Source organism: Pseudomonas sp. GL-R-26 (genome assembly GCF_019947365.1).
Lineage (GTDB): Bacteria > Pseudomonadota > Gammaproteobacteria > Pseudomonadales > Pseudomonadaceae > Aquipseudomonas.
In genome coordinates, this window is record NZ_JAGYGI010000055.1 from 1 (window position 1) to 16,472 (window position 16,472).

At 59.3% G+C, this 16,472-nt stretch carries 16 protein-coding genes and 1 tRNA gene; 13 read left to right on the plus strand and 4 right to left on the minus strand.

Annotated features, from left to right (window positions below; translation table 11 throughout):
• Positions 1-433 precede the first annotated feature (433 nt).
• The 3 genes from KGA96_RS28845 to KGA96_RS28855 are packed head-to-tail and all read left to right on the plus strand — an operon-like array spanning position 434 to position 3,609.
• Entirely contained in the window at positions 434-1,843 is a 1,410-nt protein-coding gene (locus KGA96_RS28845) for a circularly permuted type 2 ATP-grasp protein (RefSeq protein WP_046042936.1), read from the plus strand.
• 12 nt (positions 1,844-1,855) lie between these two features.
• Entirely contained in the window at positions 1,856-2,806 is a 951-nt protein-coding gene (locus KGA96_RS28850) for an alpha-E domain-containing protein (protein WP_223466733.1), read from the plus strand.
• Positions 2,803-3,609, plus strand: coding sequence for a transglutaminase N-terminal domain-containing protein (locus KGA96_RS28855; RefSeq protein ID WP_046042935.1), 807 nt, complete (start codon positions 2,803-2,805; stop codon positions 3,607-3,609). The genes KGA96_RS28850 and KGA96_RS28855 overlap by 4 nt, the downstream gene beginning before the upstream one ends.
• Before the next feature lie 170 nt (positions 3,610-3,779).
• Here KGA96_RS28855 and KGA96_RS28860 read toward each other — a convergent pair whose 3' ends face one another.
• Positions 3,780-4,607: a c-type cytochrome gene (locus KGA96_RS28860; RefSeq protein ID WP_046042934.1), complete on the minus strand. Its 828-nt coding sequence runs from the start codon at positions 4,605-4,607 to the stop codon at positions 3,780-3,782.
• Between the two features lie 603 nt (positions 4,608-5,210).
• On the opposite strand from KGA96_RS28860, the gene KGA96_RS28865 reads away from it, so the two are divergent.
• The 3 genes from KGA96_RS28865 (at position 5,211) to KGA96_RS28875 (ending at position 9,409) form a co-directional block, all read left to right on the plus strand.
• Positions 5,211-6,416, plus strand: coding sequence for an acetyl-CoA C-acetyltransferase (locus KGA96_RS28865; protein WP_223515952.1), 1,206 nt, complete (start codon positions 5,211-5,213; stop codon positions 6,414-6,416).
• 24 nt (positions 6,417-6,440) lie between these two features.
• Positions 6,441-8,585, plus strand: coding sequence for a 3-hydroxyacyl-CoA dehydrogenase NAD-binding domain-containing protein (locus KGA96_RS28870; RefSeq protein WP_223515954.1), 2,145 nt, complete (start codon positions 6,441-6,443; stop codon positions 8,583-8,585).
• A gap of 95 nt (positions 8,586-8,680) precedes the next feature.
• On the plus strand, positions 8,681-9,409 hold the full coding sequence (locus KGA96_RS28875; RefSeq protein ID WP_046042931.1) for an amidotransferase: 729 nt from the start codon (positions 8,681-8,683) through the stop codon (positions 9,407-9,409).
• 100 nt (positions 9,410-9,509) lie between these two features.
• On the opposite strand, the gene KGA96_RS28880 is transcribed toward KGA96_RS28875, so the two are convergent.
• The 3 genes from KGA96_RS28880 to KGA96_RS28890 all read right to left on the minus strand — a co-directional run bounded on the left by KGA96_RS28880 (position 9,510) and on the right by KGA96_RS28890 (position 12,268).
• Positions 9,510-10,481 carry a magnesium and cobalt transport protein CorA gene (locus tag KGA96_RS28880; RefSeq protein ID WP_046042930.1) on the minus strand — a complete coding sequence of 324 codons (972 nt, stop codon included), beginning with the start codon at positions 10,479-10,481 and terminating at the stop codon, positions 9,510-9,512.
• Between the two features lie 160 nt (positions 10,482-10,641).
• The gene (locus tag KGA96_RS28885) at positions 10,642-11,364 is read right to left on the minus strand and encodes a lysophospholipid acyltransferase family protein (protein ID WP_223515957.1); all 723 of its coding nucleotides are present in this window, start codon (positions 11,362-11,364) and stop codon (positions 10,642-10,644) included.
• Between the two features lie 214 nt (positions 11,365-11,578).
• Positions 11,579-12,268 (minus strand): crotonase/enoyl-CoA hydratase family protein, encoded by a 690-nt coding sequence (locus tag KGA96_RS28890; protein WP_008048453.1) that lies wholly within the window; start codon positions 12,266-12,268, stop codon positions 11,579-11,581.
• A gap of 307 nt (positions 12,269-12,575) precedes the next feature.
• Here KGA96_RS28890 and KGA96_RS28895 point away from each other — a divergent pair.
• The 7 genes from KGA96_RS28895 to KGA96_RS28925 all read left to right on the plus strand — a co-directional run bounded on the left by KGA96_RS28895 (position 12,576) and on the right by KGA96_RS28925 (position 16,296).
• Positions 12,576-12,665: transfer RNA gene (locus KGA96_RS28895), tRNA-Ser, on the plus strand.
• 241 nt (positions 12,666-12,906) lie between these two features.
• Positions 12,907-14,184: a serine hydrolase domain-containing protein gene (locus KGA96_RS28900; protein ID WP_411741542.1), complete on the plus strand. Its 1,278-nt coding sequence runs from the start codon at positions 12,907-12,909 to the stop codon at positions 14,182-14,184.
• The gene (locus tag KGA96_RS28905; protein ID WP_046042927.1) at positions 14,181-14,501 is read left to right on the plus strand and encodes a YbjQ family protein; all 321 of its coding nucleotides are present in this window, start codon (positions 14,181-14,183) and stop codon (positions 14,499-14,501) included. The genes KGA96_RS28900 and KGA96_RS28905 overlap by 4 nt, the downstream gene beginning before the upstream one ends.
• A gap of 146 nt (positions 14,502-14,647) precedes the next feature.
• Positions 14,648-14,836 (plus strand): hypothetical protein, encoded by a 189-nt coding sequence (locus KGA96_RS28910; protein WP_032829518.1) that lies wholly within the window; start codon positions 14,648-14,650, stop codon positions 14,834-14,836.
• Between the two features lie 311 nt (positions 14,837-15,147).
• The gene (locus KGA96_RS28915; protein ID WP_007988063.1) at positions 15,148-15,516 is read left to right on the plus strand and encodes a hypothetical protein; all 369 of its coding nucleotides are present in this window, start codon (positions 15,148-15,150) and stop codon (positions 15,514-15,516) included.
• A 113-nt stretch (positions 15,517-15,629) separates the two neighbouring features.
• Positions 15,630-16,097 (plus strand): glycine zipper domain-containing protein, encoded by a 468-nt coding sequence (locus tag KGA96_RS28920; RefSeq protein ID WP_007993042.1) that lies wholly within the window; start codon positions 15,630-15,632, stop codon positions 16,095-16,097.
• Positions 16,098-16,113: 16 nt separating this feature from the next.
• A complete protein-coding gene (locus KGA96_RS28925) occupies positions 16,114-16,296 on the plus strand; it encodes a hypothetical protein (protein WP_046042925.1) in 183 nt (60 codons plus the stop codon).
• Positions 16,297-16,472: the final 176 nt, after the last annotated feature.

Below are 16,472 nucleotides of genomic sequence, written 5' to 3' on the forward strand. Positions count from 1 at the left end.
GACTCAGGCTGGTCTCAATACTGGACACGATAACCCGGCTTAACCGCTTAACCTGAACCGCCGTATACGGAACCGTACGTACGGTGGTGTGAGAGGACGGCGGATGTAAATCCGCCTCCTACTCGATCAGCACGTTGCAGAAAGGAAAAAAACCGCCTGGGCAGGCGGCTATAAGGGGAGATCGGCAGGTTTTCCAGCGAATGCATGAATTATCCACAGCGACTGCCGGGCAGTGAAATCAACTCTGGCTATGCTGGTGATAGGCGACCACCACGCCTTGCAATGAAGCGGGGGCAATCAGGTTGGGGCATTTACCGCACAGGATTGGTGCGGTGCGTGTGTCTTGATTATCCAACCGATTGAAATTTAAGCGTTTATGCCGATGGCACGGGCCTTGCGAAGGTCTGGACGTCCGAGTGACAAGGAGTACGGCATGATCCGCACCTATTTTGATGAGATGTACGATGCCGGCGGCCTGGTCCGCCCGCATTATCGGGAGTTTGCCCGTTGGCTGGCCGAGACGCCTGACGAGCTTTTGGCACAACGGCGACGCGAGGCCGATCTGCTGTTTCATCGCGCCGGGATTACTTTCACGCTCTACGGGGACGAGCAGGGCACAGAGCGCCTGATTCCCTTCGACACCATCCCCCGCAGCATCCCCGCCAGCGAATGGCGGATTGTCGAGCGCGGCTGCATCCAGCGGGTCAAGGCGTTGAACATGTTCCTCGCCGATCTCTACCACGAGCAGCGCATCATCAAGGCCGGCATCATTCCGGCCGAGCAGGTGCTGGCCAACGAGCAGTACCAGTTGGCGATGCAAGGGCTGGATCTGCACCGCGATATCTATTCGCACATTTCCGGCGTCGACCTGGTGCGTGACGGCGACGGCACCTACTACGTGCTCGAAGACAATCTGCGTACACCGAGCGGCGTCAGCTACATGCTCGAAGACCGCAAGATGATGATGCGCCTGTTCCCCGAGTTGTTCGCGGCGCAACGCATTGCCCCCATCGACCACTACCCGAACCTGCTGCTCGACACCCTGAAAAGCTCAAGCCCGATCGATAACCCGAGCGTAGTGGTGCTGACGCCGGGGCGCTTCAACAGTGCGTTCTTCGAGCATGCGTTCCTGGCGCGGGAAATGGGCGTGGAACTGGTGGAGGGCGCGGACCTGTTCGTGCGTGACGACAAGGTCTACATGCGCACCACCGACGGGCCGAAAGCGGTCGACGTGATTTATCGTCGCCTCGACGACGCCTTCCTCGATCCCCTGGCCTTCAACCCGGAATCGATGCTCGGCGTGCCGGGGCTGCTGTCGTCCTACCGTTCCGGCAACGTGGTGCTGGCCAATGCCATCGGCACGGGCGTGGCGGACGACAAGTCGGTGTATCCGTTCGTTACCGACATGATCCGTTTCTACCTCGATGAAGAACCGATCCTGAAGAACGTGCCGACCTGGCAGTGCCGTAATCCCTCTGAGCTTTCCCACGTGCTGGCCAATCTTCCAGAACTGGTGGTCAAGGAAACCCAAGGCTCCGGCGGGTACGGAATGCTGGTGGGGCCGGCGGCGACGGCGGCGGAAATCGAAGCCTTCCGCGCGCGGATCATCGCCAAGCCCCATGCGTATATCGCGCAACCGACGCTGTCGCTGTCGACCTGTCCGACCTTTGTCGAAAACGGCATTGCGCCACGCCACATCGACTTGCGGCCGTTTGTCCTGTCGGGTCGTGAAACCCGGGTCGTGCCCGGCGGTTTGACCCGCGTTGCCCTGCGCGAAGGCTCCCTGGTGGTCAATTCCTCCCAGGGCGGCGGAACCAAGGACACCTGGGTGGTCGAGGATTAAAGGAAGCCTGTCATGTTAAGTAGAACTGCCTCGGATTTGTATTGGATGTCGCGTTACCTGGAGCGGGCGGAAAACCTCGCGCGGATGCTCGACATCAGCTATTCGCTGTCGCTGATGCCGCAGGACGGTCGTGGCGACGGTTTGCACGAACTGGCCATGCCGTTGTTGATCACCGGCACCCTGGACGATTACCTGGCGCGCCATGGCGAACTGCATGCCGAACGGCTGCTGCATTTCTTCGCCCTGGATGCGGCCAACCCGGCGAGCATCTACAGCTGCCTCGGTGCCGCACGGGCCAGCGCCCATGCGGTGCGTGGGCGCATCACCGCCGATATGTGGGAGAACATCAACGCCACCTGGCTGGAAATTCGCGGCATCGCCGAACAGGGCCTCAGTCGCTACGGCATGAGCCGTTTCTGCGAGTGGATCAAGGAACGTTCACACCTGTTCCGGGGCGCGTCCTACGGCACCATCATGCGTAACGACGCGTTTCGCTTCATTCGTCTGGGGACCTTTATCGAACGGGCGGACAACACTTTGCGCCTGCTCGATGCCCGCTACGAAATGGCCGGCGATCAGGCCGAAGCGGTCAGCGATGGCACCGCTCATGCGTATTACCAATGGAGCGCGTTGTTGCGGGCGTTGTCGTCGTTCGAGGCCTACACGGAAATCTACCGCGACGCCCCCGGCGCCCGGCATGTCGCCGAATTGCTGTTGCTGCGGGCCGATGTACCGCGATCCCTGCGTGCCTGCACCGAAGAAATCGACCAGATCCTCGCGCAATTGCCGGGGGCCAACGGTCGTCCCGCACAACGCCTGGCGGCAGAAATGGACGCACGCCTGCGCTACACCGGTATCCATGAAATTCTCGAAGAAGGCCTGCACGCCTGGCTGACCGAGTTCATCCCGCTGGTGCGCCAGTTGGGTAACGCGATTCACAGTTCTTATCTGGAGGCCGCATGAGACTTTCCATTAGCCACGAGACCACCTATCACTACGAAGACAAGGTGCGGGCGAGCATCCAGTATCTGCGCCTGACTCCCCACGACAGCGAGCGCCAGCATGTGCTCAGCTGGCAGCTCGATCTGCCGCGTCCGGTGCGGGCGCAACTCGATCCGTTCGGCAACATCCTGCATGTGCTGACCATGGACGAGCCCCACGAGGCGATCATCATCGGCGCCCGTGGCCAGGTCGATATCGACGAATGGCGTGAGGCCGAACACGAGAGCCAGTCGGCACTGCCGTTCCTGCGCTTTACTCGTTTGACCGAAGCCGACGCCGCCCTGCGTGCGTTCGCCGAGAAGGAGTGCAAGCAACGCCGCGATCGTACGGCGCTGATCGATCTGATGCATGGGCTCAACCAGCATATGACCTATACGCCGGGCTCCACGGAAGTGGACACCAGCGCGGCCCAGGCCTTTGCCGGAGGCTCCGGCGTGTGTCAGGACCACACCCACGCGTTTCTCGCCTGTACCCGCAGCCTGGGCATTCCAGCGCGTTATGTGTCGGGCTATCTGTACAGCGAAAGCAGCGAACACCTGGCCAGCCATGCCTGGGCGGAAGCTTGGTTGGATGATGCCTGGTACAGCTTCGACGTAACGAATGAACTGGCCCGGCCGGAACGCCACCTGAAGCTGGCGGTGGGCCTGGACTACCTGGATGCCTGCCCGGTGCGCGGCATGCGCCGGGGCGGCGGGTGTGAGCAGATGCACGCCAAGGTGCTGGTGTCACCGACGCCCGCGCCGGTGATCTCAGTGCAGCAGTAATCGCGGTCCATTGATGCAAGAGGGAGTTCTGTGGCGAGGGAGCTTGCTCCCGCTCGGCTGCGCAGCAGTCGCAAACCTGGTGAATGCAATTTACCTGACGGATTGCATCGCCTGAATTGAGGGCCGCTTCGCGCCCCAGCGGGAGCAAGCTCCCTCGCCACAGATATGTGTTACTTGGCGGAAACCTGTTTACGCCCAACCATATGCTGCAAATACCCCACCAGCATCTGCAGATCCCCATCCGGCAACACCTCGGTCGAGAACCCGGGCATCTTCGCCTGCGGCCACTGGCGCAAACTCTGTGGATCGCGAATGTAGCGCTTGAGGAAGTCCGCGCCGAAGTACTCGGTCGGGTTGTACGGAACATTCAGGTCCGGCCCGAATTGCGCGTCCCCGGCGCCATTCAGTCGATGACACGCCAGGCAGTTCTTCTGGAACAACGCAAAGCCCTTGTTCACCGGATCATCCGCCTTCAAGGCCGGATCGGGCAGCAGGGCAGGGAAGCGCTCGGCTACGGGCGACAGGCGTTTGATGCTCGCCACCTGGAACGGCCATTGCTCGGGGCTGATGTTGCCTGCCTGCGGATTGCTCCAGACCAGATAGAACGGCCCGGCGCCTGGCTTGCCTTCCGATAGCGGCGGCCAGGGTTTGGCCGGGTCTTCGATCGCCAGCCAGGCCTGTGCCCCTTGGGTGTTGAGCAAGGGCGCCGCGGCCATTTCGGCGGCAAAGCCATCCAGGGCCACGGCTTGCAGGTGGTCCTCAGGCTTGATGCCGGTCAGCAATGCGGACAGCGGCACGGCGCGGTAACTCATGTCCCGTTTGTAGGAAACGTCGTTGCTGATGTTGATGGTTTGAACCTGAGGATGCGTGAGCAATTGCTCGGTCTGCCAGGTGCGACTGTTCGCGCCCAGCTCCAGGTTCAGCTGTGCGGCATACAGGGGCGAGCCGAACAGCATGGCCCCGAGAAGAATGAGCATTTTCAAGTGATCGCCGTCCATGTCGTGCAAGTGCCGTAAAGATTGGCACAGCCACGCTGGCCCGGGTAGCGGGCCAGTCACATTTTGAGAGTGGCAATTCAAAAACTGTGACGCCGTATCTTTTAGACGCGACTAGCCGATGACCTTGGTCAGGTTCGGCAGTATCAACAACAGCGTGGTGGCGAAAAGGATGAGCCCGGCTTGACGTACTTTCGATTGTTTGAACATGGCTTGACCGCCTTTTTTGTTATTTCCTGATGCCTGCCCACATAGCTCCATGATGGCAGCGCGTTGCACTTCCTGTAGTGACGAGCGCCTCGGCAAAACCCGACGACAACTTCGTACAAGTTCACCTTAGAGCCCGCGTTAAGCTTGGCTTAGATCCATTTCGTATGGTGTTCTTGCAATTCGCTTTAAAAAAGGCATGAGGCCTATTGCCAGCTTCTTTGCCGCCCGTTGGCTAGACAGCTTGCTGTCGTGAATCGGTTAATCCGGTAGCTGACTACCGTCCGTCTGAGCGTGAGCGTCAACGTCTGTGAGCGCTGCGGTCATTGAATCAAACGCGGCTCGGGCCAAGAGTGGGCACTCGGTATTTACCCACATGCACTGCGGTTCGAGGATGTCATGACCCAAGCATTGATTTTCGACGCGTTACGCACGCCCCGTGGCAAAGGCAAGGCCGATGGCGCCTTGCACAGCGTCAAGCCGGTGAGCCTGGTTGCCGGTTTGCTCACCGCACTGCAACAGCGCACGGCACTGGACACCAGCCAGGTCGATGACGTGGTGCTTGGCTGCGTGACACCGATAGGCGATCAAGGTTCTGACATCGCCAAGACCGCCGCTCAGGTGGCCGATTGGGATGTCAGTGTGGCGGGGGTGCAGATCAACCGCTTCTGCGCTTCCGGGCTGGAGGCGGTCAACCTCGGTGCGATGAAGGTGCGCTCCGGCTTCGAAGACCTGGTGGTGGTCGGTGGTGTCGAGTCGATGTCCCGGGTGCCGATGGGTAGCGATGGCGGGGCCTGGGCGCTGGACCCGGCGACCAACCTGCACAGTCAATTCACGCCACAGGGCGTGGGTGCCGACCTGATCGCCACCCTTGAAGGTTTCAGCCGTCAGGATGTCGATGCCTACGCGCTGCATTCCCAGCAAAAGGCTGCGCGGGCGCGGGCCGACGGTTCGTTCAACAAGTCGCTGGTGCCGGTGCGGGACCAGAACGGCATCATCCTGCTCGATCACGATGAGTTCATCCGCGCCGAATCGACCCTGGAAGGCCTGGGTAAGCTCAAGCCGAGTTTCGAGATGATGGGGCAGATGGGCTTCGATGCCACCGCGCTGCGGGTCTACAGCCATGTCGAGCGGATCAATCATGTGCACACCCCCGGCAACAGTTCCGGGATTGTCGATGGTGCGGCGCTGATGCTCATCGGCTCCGAAGCCAAGGGCCGGGCGCTGGGCTTGCAGCCACGGGCGCGGATTGTCGCCACGGCAGTCACCAGCACCGATCCGACCATCATGCTCACCGGCCCCGCGCCGGCGACCCGCAAGGCGTTGGCCAAGGCCGGGCTGCGGGTCGAAGACATCGATCTGTTCGAGGTCAACGAGGCGTTCGCGTCGGTGGTGTTGAAATTCATCAAGGACATGGCCGTCGATCCGGACAAGGTCAATGTCAACGGCGGCTCAATCGCCATGGGCCACCCGCTGGGCGCCACTGGTTGCGCCATTCTCGGCACGCTGCTCGATGAACTGGAAGCCCGGCGCCTGCGTTATGGCCTCGCGACCCTGTGTGTCGGCGGCGGCATGGGCATTGCCACCATCATCGAACGCCTCTGAGCCCGGACTTCAAGGAACCCCTTTATGAACGAAGCCATTCGTTACGAAAAAGACCAGGACCAGATCGTTGTCCTGACCATCGACATGCCGGGCCAGAGCGCCAACACCATGAACGCGGTGTATCGCGAGGCCATGGCGGACTGCGTTGCGCGGCTGGTGGCCGACAAGGACAGCATCGCCGGCGTGATCATCACCTCGGGCAAGAAGACCTTCTTCGCTGGCGGCGACCTCAACGAATTGATCAAGGTCGGCAAACCCCAGGCCAAGGCCTTCTACGACATGGTGCTGAGCCTCAAGGGCCAGTTGCGCACCCTGGAAACCCTTGGCAAGCCGGTGGTTGCGGCGATCAATGGCGCCGCATTGGGCGGCGGCTGGGAAATCTGCCTGGCCTGCCATCACCGCGTGGCGCTGGACAACCCGTCGGTGCAACTCGGTCTGCCGGAAGTCACCCTCGGCCTGCTGCCGGGCGGTGGAGGCGTGGTGCGCATGGTGCGCATGCTCGGCCTGGAAAAAGCCCTGCCTTATCTGCTTGAAGGCAAGAGGCTGCGACCGCAACAGGCGTTGCAGGCAGGATTGATCGACTCGCTGGCGAGCGATCACGAAGACCTGTTGGCCAAGGCGCGAGCGTGGATCCTCGCCAATCCGGCGGCGGTGCAGCGCTGGGACGTGAAGGGCTACCAGATTCCTGGCGGCACACCGTCAAACCCGAAAGTCGCACAGATGCTGGCGATTGCGCCGTCGATACTGCGCAGCAAAACCCAGGGCACGATGCCCGCGCCGGAGAAAATCCTCTGCGCGGCGGTCGAGGGCGCCCAGGTGGATTTCGATACGGCGCACCTGATCGAAACCCGCTACTTCACCGAACTGACCACCGGCCAGGTCTCGAAAAACCTGATTGGCACATTCTGGTTCCAGCTCAATGAAATCAATGCCGGCGGCTCGCGGCCTCAGGGTTTTGCGCCTTATGTCACCCGTAAGGTCGGCGTGCTCGGCGCCGGGATGATGGGCGCCGGTATCGCCTTTGTCAGTGCGTCGGCGGGGATCGAGGTGGTGCTCAAGGACATCAGCCTCGCGGCGGCGGAGAAGGGCAAGGCACATTCGGCGGCGCTGCTGGACAAGAAAGTCGCTCGCGGACAAATGAGCATCGAGCAACGCGACACCGTTCTGTCACGCATTCAAACCAGCGAAAGCGATGCCGACCTGGCCGGTTGCGACCTGATCATCGAGGCCGTGTTCGAGGATCGGGATTTGAAGGCCAAGGTCTCGTTGGCGGCGCAGAAGGTCGTCGGCGCGGACGCGGTGATCGCCTCCAACACCTCGACCTTGCCGATCAGCGGCCTGGCGTGCGCCGTGCCCGATCAGAGCAAGTTCATCGGCCTGCACTTTTTCAGCCCCGTGGAAAAAATGCCGCTGGTGGAAATCATCAAGGGCGCCAACACCAGCGACGAAACCCTGGCCCGCGGCTTCGATTACGTCCTGCAAATCAAGAAAACCCCGATTGTGGTCAACGACAGTCGCGGTTTCTTCACGTCGCGGGTGTTCGGCACCTTCACCAACGAAGGCATCGCCATGTTGGGCGAGGGCGTGAGCGCGGCGATGATCGAGACTGAAGCGCGCAAGGCCGGCATGCCTATAGGACCGTTGGCGATCTCTGACGAAGTCTCCCTCAGCCTGATGAGCCATATCCGTCTGCAAACCGCCAAAGACCTGCAAGCAGAAGGCAAACCGCTGACAGAACACCCGGCATTTACCGTGATTGATTTGTTGCTCAATGAGCTCAAGCGTCCGGGCAAGGCTGGCGGTGGAGGTTTCTACGAGTATCCGGCGGGCGGCCAGAAACACCTGTGGCCAGAGTTGAAAGCCCGCTTCGAGAAAGCCGACGGTCAGATTTCACCTAAAGATGTGCGCGATCGTCTGCTGTTCGTGCAAGCCATCGAAACCGTGCGCTGTGTGGAGGAGGGCGTGCTGACCTCGACGGCGGATGCCAACGTTGGCTCGATCTTCGGCATCGGTTTCGCCGCCTGGACCGGCGGTGCACTGCAGTTCATCAACCAGTACGGCGTGCAGGACTTTGTTGCCCGCGCCCAGTATCTGGCCACGCAGTATGGCGAGCGGTTCGCGCCACCCGCCTTGCTGCTGGAAAAGGCTGCCAAGGGGGAGACGTTCTAAGGGGGAGATGATGCGTTTCGGGGCTTGCCTTGTTACAGCGTTTCAAGGCAGGCTCTGGGGTGTGCATTATTCCCATCACGTGTCAGGTATTTTTTATGTCGTTACGCATCTGCATTCTGGAAACCGACCACCTGCGTCCGGAATTGGTTGACCAATATCAGGGCTACGGGCAGATGTTCAAACACCTGTTTTCGCAGCAACCGATTGCCGCCGAGTTCACCGTCTACAACGTGGTGCAGGGTGAATACCCAAGCGACGACCTGACGTTCGACGCCTACCTGGTGACAGGCAGCAAGGCCGATTCCTTCGGCACCGACCCGTGGATCGAAACCCTCAAGAAATATCTGCTGACCCGCTACGAGCGCGGCGACAAGTTGCTGGGCGTCTGCTTCGGTCATCAGTTGCTGGCGCTGCTGCTCGGTGGCAAGAGCGAGCGTGCGACCCAGGGCTGGGGCGTCGGCACCCACAAATACAAATTGGCCGCCAAGGCACCATGGATGAGTCCGGTGCGCGAAGAGCTGACGCTACTGATCAGTCACCAGGACCAGGTTACGTCACTGCCGGAGAACGCCACGGTTATTGCTTCCAGCGATTTCTGCCCGTATGCGGCCTACCACATCAACGATCAGGTGCTGTGCTTCCAGGGGCATCCGGAATTCATCCACGACTACTCCCGCGCCCTGTTGGAGATTCGCCAGCAGGCACTGGGTGAGCAGGTCTACTCCAAGGGTATCGCGAGCCTGGAACAGGAACACCACGGCGCCACGGTTGCCGAGTGGATGATGCGGTTTGTGGCGCACAAGCCGAAATCAGAAGCTGTTTAAAGCTGAAACCCGCTCCCTCAGGTGTACCGCAGACCTGTGGGAGCGTGGCTTGTCGGATCGCCGCACCGCCGCGATCGAGTGCGAAGCACTCGCCTTGGATTTAAAGCCACCCCGACTTCTTGAAACTCGCCCACAACCCCAGACAACCTACCGTAATAAACCCCAGCACCCCGAAATACCCGTAGTGCCAGTTCAACTCCGGCATGTTCTGGAAGTTCATCCCGTAAATCCCAGCCACTGCTGTCGGGAAGGCCAGGATCGCCGCCCAGGCCGCAAACTTGCGTTGCACCACGCTCTGGCGAGAGGCCTCCAACAGCACCCCGACTTCAATCGTCTGGCTGGCAATATCCGCCAGCGTCGTCAGGTCTTCCATCTGCCGCGTTACATGAATCTGCACATCGCGAAAGTACGGCCGCATGTTCTTGTCGATGAACGGGAAGCTCAGTCTCTGCAGCTCCTCTCCTATCTCAATCATCGGTGCCACATAACGACGCAAGCGCAAAACATCACGACGCAGGCCATGCAGCCTTTGGATATCGTAGTCATTCAACGAGCCACATAACACATTGCCCTCCAGCTCATCGATTTCCGCGTGAATGGCTTCGCCCATCGGCTGGTAGTTTTCGATCACGAAATCGAGGATGGCATAGAGTACGAAGTCTTCCCCGTGCTCAAGCAATAGCGGACGCGCCTCACAGCGCTGTCGGACATGGGCGTAGGACGCCGAGTGACCGTTGCGGGCAGTAATGATGTAGCCATTGCCGGCAAAGATATGCGTCTCGATGAACTTGAGTTTGCCTTCATCCCGGATGGGCGAATAGGTCACGATGAACAACGCATCGCCGAAGGTTTCCAGCTTCGGTCGGCTGTGCTTTTCCAGGGCGTCTTCGATCGCCAGTTCGTGCAGGTTGAACTGGCGTTGCAGGTTGTAGAGTTCCTCGGCGTTCGGCTCTTCAAGGCCGATCCAGACAAAGTGCCCTGGCTTGGCAGCCCAGGCGGCGCCTTCGTCGAGGGTGATATTGGTGACTCTTTTACCGGCGCTATAAACCGCAGCAGCAACAACTCTACCCATGATGGTGGTTCACTTCTTATGGCAGCTTTTAATAGGCAGCAAATGCAATGGCAGTGTGGATCAGCTTAGCCTCGCAGTGTTTGAGAGTCAGTTAAATCTGCCGAGTTCTGGGGAAAGACGCGCAGGCAAAAGAAAACCCGCACCAGGCGGGTTTTGTTTTTCAGGCGGCTTGCAGTTGCCGGTCCATCGATTCGATGCATTCACGCATCTGCTCGCGGCACTGGGCGATCAGCAGGGGCATGTCGTCCAGGCTCAATCCGGCGGTGGGAATCGCCGGCAACGAGCGAATCAGGATTTTCCCGCTGCGCCAGCGGTTCAATTGCATGTGTTTGACGTAACTGCTGACACACACTGGGACAATCGGCACCCCGGCGGCAATGGCCATCTGAAAGGCGCCTTTCTTGAAGGGCAGCAAGTCCTCACCCAGGTTGCGCGTGCCTTCCGGGAAAACCCAGATCGAGGTGTCTTTGTTTTGCAGGGTGTGGGTGGTGGTCAACATCGACTGGCGTGCCTTTTGCGCATTGCCGCGGTCGATCAGCACATTGCCGGCTAGCCAGAACAATTGCCCGAACAGCGGCACCCACTTCAGGCTCTTTTTGCCGATGCACACGGTACGGCGGGGCACCACGTTGCCAAACACAAACAGGTCATAGTTGGACTGGTGATTGGCGATGATCACGCAACTGTCGGGTTTATCCATCAACGGACCGACTTCGGCCTTCACCCGCAAACGCAAAATGCACATGGCCGGCCATGCGTACAGGCGTGCGCACAGACGGCTGTTGTCCGGATTGAATGGCCGGCACAGGCCGAGAATCACCCCCAGCACACCCGCCACGATAAAGTGCAGGCCCATCAATGACATACGCAACACAAACAGCATTTACAGGCCCCACCGGGACAAAAGGTGGCGCAGTGTACGGATGTGCACTGTTTTCGGCAATTGCTCCCAGGGAAGTAGGAGATGGCCGATGTTTGAGCTGATGTTTCCAACTATTTGGTCAGATGCGGTCTAGAGCGTTTACAGACGTATAACGCAGGCATGTATGAAAAAGCCCGACACGACGGTCGGGCTTTTCGTTGCAGCAGATCCGGGCTTAGCCCAAATGTTCCTGATCCTGGATGATCGCGTTGTCCAGGGCCTCCAGCAGCGCTTTGCGCACTTTCAGCTTGGTGTTCTTGTGCGCGGTCATGTTGATCTTCTTCAACTGACGAGCCGCCGCCAGTGCCGCGCCTTGCAGTTCTTCAGGCGAGACCACCACATCAAGGAAGCCGGCAGCCACGGCGCCTTGTGGATTGAACATCTCGCCGTTGACCACCGAGCGCTGCAACGCCACCTTGTTCAGACGGTCACGGGCAATCTCGATGCCCGCGTGGTGCATGGTCATGCCGATCTGTACTTCGTTCAGGCCAATGCTGAACGCGCCTTCTACGCCGATGCGATAGTCGGCCGACAACAGCAGGAACGCGCCCTTGGCCACAGCATGCCCCGGGCATGCAACGATCACCGGGAAAGGGTGCGACAGCAGGCGGCGGGCCAGGGTCGAGCCGGCGGTCACCAGTGCCACGGCTTCTCTAGGACCGGCCGTCATCACCTTCAGGTCATAACCGCCAGAGAGAATGCCCGGCTGGCCGGTAATGATCACCACCGCACGATCAGTCACGGCCCGATCCAGCGCAGCGTTGAACTCGGCAATCACATCCGGGGAGATGGCGTTGACCTTGCCATTGCTCAAGGTCAGGGTCGCGATACCGTCTTCGAGATGGTAGGAAATCAACTCACTCATGACGCTATTCCTTTCAATAAAGTTGGGCAGACGTTACCCACCGCCGCAGGCCAGGTAAAGCGCCGTGACTGACCCGTCAGTCACCCTTTTCCCGCCCGCCAAGCGTAGCCCGCCGTGCCTGCTGCGCATTCCCCTCTATATAGAAGAGGGCACGAAGCCGGAGATTGGCCGGTTTGCCATGGCCTGGAGCGACCGGAAACACTGAATCGCGTTAACCGCATGAAAATTCTGAAAAAATGTTTGCCATCGGAAAAGCTTTCGACTACATTAGCGCGCCTCGACAGACAGAACATGTTTGACGAGATACGGTGAAGTGTCCGAGTGGCTTAAGGAGCACGCCTGGAAAGTGTGTATACAGGAAACTGTATCGAGAGTTCGAATCTCTCCTTCACCGCCAAATTCGATGTAGACAAAACCCCTGGTTTCGAAAGAAATCGGGGGTTTTGTGTTTTTGGCGTTTGATTTTCGGCACGTAAGAAACAAGAGGCGTCTACCGTACTGGCAGTGACCTGGCAGTGACCTGGCAGGTCCGGCTGTTAGACTGCTCAAACTCTTCGAACGGAATCGACATCATGCTCCATCCTCGCGTCAATTTTCGCGGTGCAGCCAAGCTCATCGCGGTTGTGTCGATAGTTGCCATGTCATCACTGGCCCTTGCATCCGCCCCTGCAACTTTTCCCGACGCTGAAGCCAGTGACCCGGCCAGACTCGGGTGGATGGTCGGTTCTCCACCCCCTGCCGATCGCACCGTGCGATTTGAAGACGGCAGCTATTTCCAGTTCCCGGCAATGCGCTGGAGTGTTTCGAATTTCCGGCAACTGATGCCGACGATCAACGTTTCACGCGGCCTGGGGGCTCCGGTTCCACTGGAGATAGCACTACGCAAAGATATCGACGGGATCAGTTTTGTCCCCCTTGGCGCCAAGGCGCCTATGACCTGGGAGCAATCCCTCGCAGCCACGTACACCGATGGCATTGTTGTGATGCACCGCGGGAAAGTTGTCTACGAACGTTACTTCGGCGTGTTGAAGCCGGACGGCCAGCACGCGGCGATGTCAGTGACCAAGTCCGTGGTCGGCACGCTGGGTGCCATGTTGGTGGCGCAGGGACGCATCGATGCTGACAAGCGGGTTGCCGAATATGTACCTGAGCTGACGGATTCTGCGTTTGGCAACGCCACGGTGCGGCAGGTGCTCGACATGACCACGGGCCTCAAATACAGCGAGGACTACGCAGACCCGAACGCCGAGGTCTGGGCCCATGCCAGGGCAGGCAGTCCGTTGCCAAAACCCAAGGGTTATGACGGCCCTCGCAGTTACTACGAATTTTTGCAGACGGTGCAACCACAAGGTGAGCACGGCAAAGCGTTCGCCTACAAAACCGTCAACACCGACGTGTTGGGCTGGGTCATCGCCCGCGTCACCGGCCGCAATGTTGCGCAACTGCTGTCGGAGAACATCTGGAGCCGCTTGGGTGCCGAACAGGACGGCTATTTCACTGTGGACTCCATTGGCACGCCGTTCGCCGGTGGTGGCTTGAATACGGGGTTGCGGGATCTGGCGCGTTTTGGCGAGATGTTGCGTAACGGCGGTCGGTTCAACGGTCAACAGATCGTGCCAGAGGCAGTGATCGACGATATCCGTGGTGGCGGTGATAGGCAGGCTTTCGCCAAGGCGGGGTACACATTGCTCAAAGACTGGAGTTACCGGTCGATGTGGTGGGTGACGGACAAGGAGGGCGGGGCATTCATGGCGCGTGGGGTCCATGGGCAGCGCATTTATGTCGACCCGAAGGCCGAGATGGTCATCGTCCGCTACGCATCCCATCCGGTGGCCAGCAACTCGGCCAATGATCCCGTCACTTTGCCGGCGTTTGATGCGTTGGCTGAATATCTGAACAGGAAGGAACACCCATGATCATCACCACAACCCACTCCATCGAAGGCCGGCAAATTACTGCCTACCTGGACATCGTCAGCGCCGAGTCGGTGCAAGGGATCAACGTTGTCCGCGACGTGTTTGCCGGGATGCGCGACTTTTTCGGTGGGCGCTCCCAGACTCTGGAGCGAGCGTTGAAGGAAGCACGCATTCAGGCCACCGATGAGATCAAGGAACGGGCGCAGGCACTTCAGGCGGACGCGGTGGTCGGGCTTGATTATGAGATCAGCATGCCGGCCGGCAAGGGTGGGATGGTCGTGGTGTTTGTGACCGGGACGGCGGTCAAGTTGAGGTAAAAGGTGAGAAGCCATTCGTCGGTCACGGGAAAATCCGAACGGCAGGTCCGTTAGTGACCGGCTAGTCTAAAAAACCTTGGCGATCGGTATTCTTTCAGGCAAAGGGCTTGCCGGTGTCGATCGCATTTTTTGAAAGGGGTGAAGAGATGGCTGATCCGTATATCGAGGACGATGGCGCAGAATTTCCGATCAACAACTCCGTGCGGTGTGGTCAGACCCAGTATGTGGCCAGTTTCGGCGAGGACCAGACTGAGGTCGACAAGATCAAGACCAGGGCGTGCCGGGTACTGAAGGGCAAATTCTTACCCAAGGTGACAGCACCGGTCAGGAAGTAAACGAACGCAGGCATAACCCCGTCATTGAGCGAGGTTTTCATGTCTGAAAGGGTTTTATGACAAGTTTTTTAAAGTGGTGATCTTTCACAAACTTTTCACAGCACCCTCCGTAATCTCGATTCATCCGTTAGAAAGCAACACCTGGCCCGTTTCCCCAGCGGGCTTTTTTTTGTCCGCGATAAAACCTTTTCGGTAAACGCTGTCCAACCGTCGCCAATCGCGAAGTTGGACCGGCGTGCTGGACTTTTTCCGCGCAAAAGCATTCAATCTCGCCCCCTTTTTGTGTACCCCTATTTTTTGAGGTTTTTGTCATGCGTTTAACACTGCCCGCTCTGGTTCTGGGGCTTCTGGTTGCTCAAGGTGCAATGGCTGGTGACGGCACTGCCGCGCTTGGCGGTGGCTTGGGCGGCGCATTGGGTAACGTGGTCGGCCAGAAGATGGGCGGCAGCACTGGCGCCGCGATTGGTGCGGGCGTTGCTGGCGCGGCGGGCAGCGCAGTTGCCGCCAAAAAAGGTCATCGCACCAGCGCTGCTATTGGTGGCGGTGTCGGCGCGGCCGGTGGTTCGGTGATCGGCAATAGCCTTGGCGGCAAGTCTGGTGCCACCATCGGTGCTGGCCTGGGCGGTGCATTGGGCGGCGGCGTAGGCAGCAACCTGGCCAATGGTCACAAGCGTCACTGATCCTGATTCAGATTTGAAAAGAGCCCGGCTTGATGCCGGGCTTTTTCATTTATGAACGTTTCTCGCCGCAGCAGCTCAAATCTTCCATACCCTGGAAGAATGCGAGGCGTGCCATGAACCCGAAAACCAACGGCAAAAAAAACGGAAGCCTGAATGCTCGACTATTGATGGTGCCTGCGATTGTTTTTGGATTGCTGGTCTCTCAGGTGGCGCTGGCGGGAGGTAATGGAGATGCCGCGGTAGGCGGTGGTCTTGGTGGGGTGTTGGGCAACGTTGTCGGTGGCCAGGTGGGCGGCAGTACGGGCGCAGCGATTGGTGCAGGTGTCGGCGGAGCGGCCGGTAGTGCCATTGCCGCGCCCAAGCATAGTCGCACCGAGGCGGCGGTAGGCGGTGGTTTGGGCGCTGCGGGTGGATCGGTGGTCGGCAATAGTCTTGGCGGTTCGACTGGATCAGCCATCGGTGCAGGCCTGGGCGGTGCAGCCGGCGGTGCGGTCGGCAATGATCTGGGGAGTGACAGCGGTCATTCCCATTCCGGTAACGGTTATAAACACTCGAACAAACACCACAAAAAGCATCACTAGTTGAGCGAGGCATCCCATGACTGCGAAAAGCGAAGGCAAGGAAGAAAAGGGCCCGAGCGGACTGCCATCTATCAACGATCCCGGCAATGAAGATCCGGGATCGCTGATGGATGATGCGACTGTGCCGCTTAACGATGCTGATGATGCGGGCGATGTGGGGAATATCGAGTTTGAAGATGAGGAAGAGGACGAAGATTGATCGAATCGTGCTGGCGGATTGACCGGTTGTCTAGCTGATCGAACGTGTCGAGGGTGTAATTAGTTTTGTGTAACCGGTCATTTGGCAGGAGACTGCCTACCCCAAGGAAATCCAATGACCGAGCCAAAATCCAAGCGCGCCAAACGAGTCAAACCTGATCCTGAACTGGTTAAATT

Bases quoted from the DNA above. Each gene is read 5' to 3' on its own strand.
- KGA96_RS28845 (WP_046042936.1), top strand. From the start codon at position 434: ATGATCCGCACCTATTTTGATGAGATGTACGATGCCGGCGGCCTGGTC.
- KGA96_RS28850 (WP_223466733.1), top strand. From the start codon at position 1,856: ATGTTAAGTAGAACTGCCTCGGATTTGTATTGGATGTCGCGTTACCTG.
- KGA96_RS28855 (WP_046042935.1), top strand. From the start codon at position 2,803: ATGAGACTTTCCATTAGCCACGAGACCACCTATCACTACGAAGACAAG.
- KGA96_RS28860 (WP_046042934.1), bottom strand. From the start codon at position 4,607: ATGGACGGCGATCACTTGAAAATGCTCATTCTTCTCGGGGCCATGCTG.
- KGA96_RS28865 (WP_223515952.1), top strand. From the start codon at position 5,211: ATGACCCAAGCATTGATTTTCGACGCGTTACGCACGCCCCGTGGCAAA.
- KGA96_RS28870 (WP_223515954.1), top strand. From the start codon at position 6,441: ATGAACGAAGCCATTCGTTACGAAAAAGACCAGGACCAGATCGTTGTC.
- KGA96_RS28875 (WP_046042931.1), top strand. From the start codon at position 8,681: ATGTCGTTACGCATCTGCATTCTGGAAACCGACCACCTGCGTCCGGAA.
- KGA96_RS28880 (WP_046042930.1), bottom strand. From the start codon at position 10,481: ATGGGTAGAGTTGTTGCTGCTGCGGTTTATAGCGCCGGTAAAAGAGTC.
- KGA96_RS28885 (WP_223515957.1), bottom strand. From the start codon at position 11,364: ATGCTGTTTGTGTTGCGTATGTCATTGATGGGCCTGCACTTTATCGTG.
- KGA96_RS28890 (WP_008048453.1), bottom strand. From the start codon at position 12,268: ATGAGTGAGTTGATTTCCTACCATCTCGAAGACGGTATCGCGACCCTG.
- KGA96_RS28900 (WP_411741542.1), top strand. From the start codon at position 12,907: ATGTCATCACTGGCCCTTGCATCCGCCCCTGCAACTTTTCCCGACGCT.
- KGA96_RS28905 (WP_046042927.1), top strand. From the start codon at position 14,181: ATGATCATCACCACAACCCACTCCATCGAAGGCCGGCAAATTACTGCC.
- KGA96_RS28910 (WP_032829518.1), top strand. From the start codon at position 14,648: ATGGCTGATCCGTATATCGAGGACGATGGCGCAGAATTTCCGATCAAC.
- KGA96_RS28915 (WP_007988063.1), top strand. From the start codon at position 15,148: ATGCGTTTAACACTGCCCGCTCTGGTTCTGGGGCTTCTGGTTGCTCAA.
- KGA96_RS28920 (WP_007993042.1), top strand. From the start codon at position 15,630: ATGAACCCGAAAACCAACGGCAAAAAAAACGGAAGCCTGAATGCTCGA.
- KGA96_RS28925 (WP_046042925.1), top strand. From the start codon at position 16,114: ATGACTGCGAAAAGCGAAGGCAAGGAAGAAAAGGGCCCGAGCGGACTG.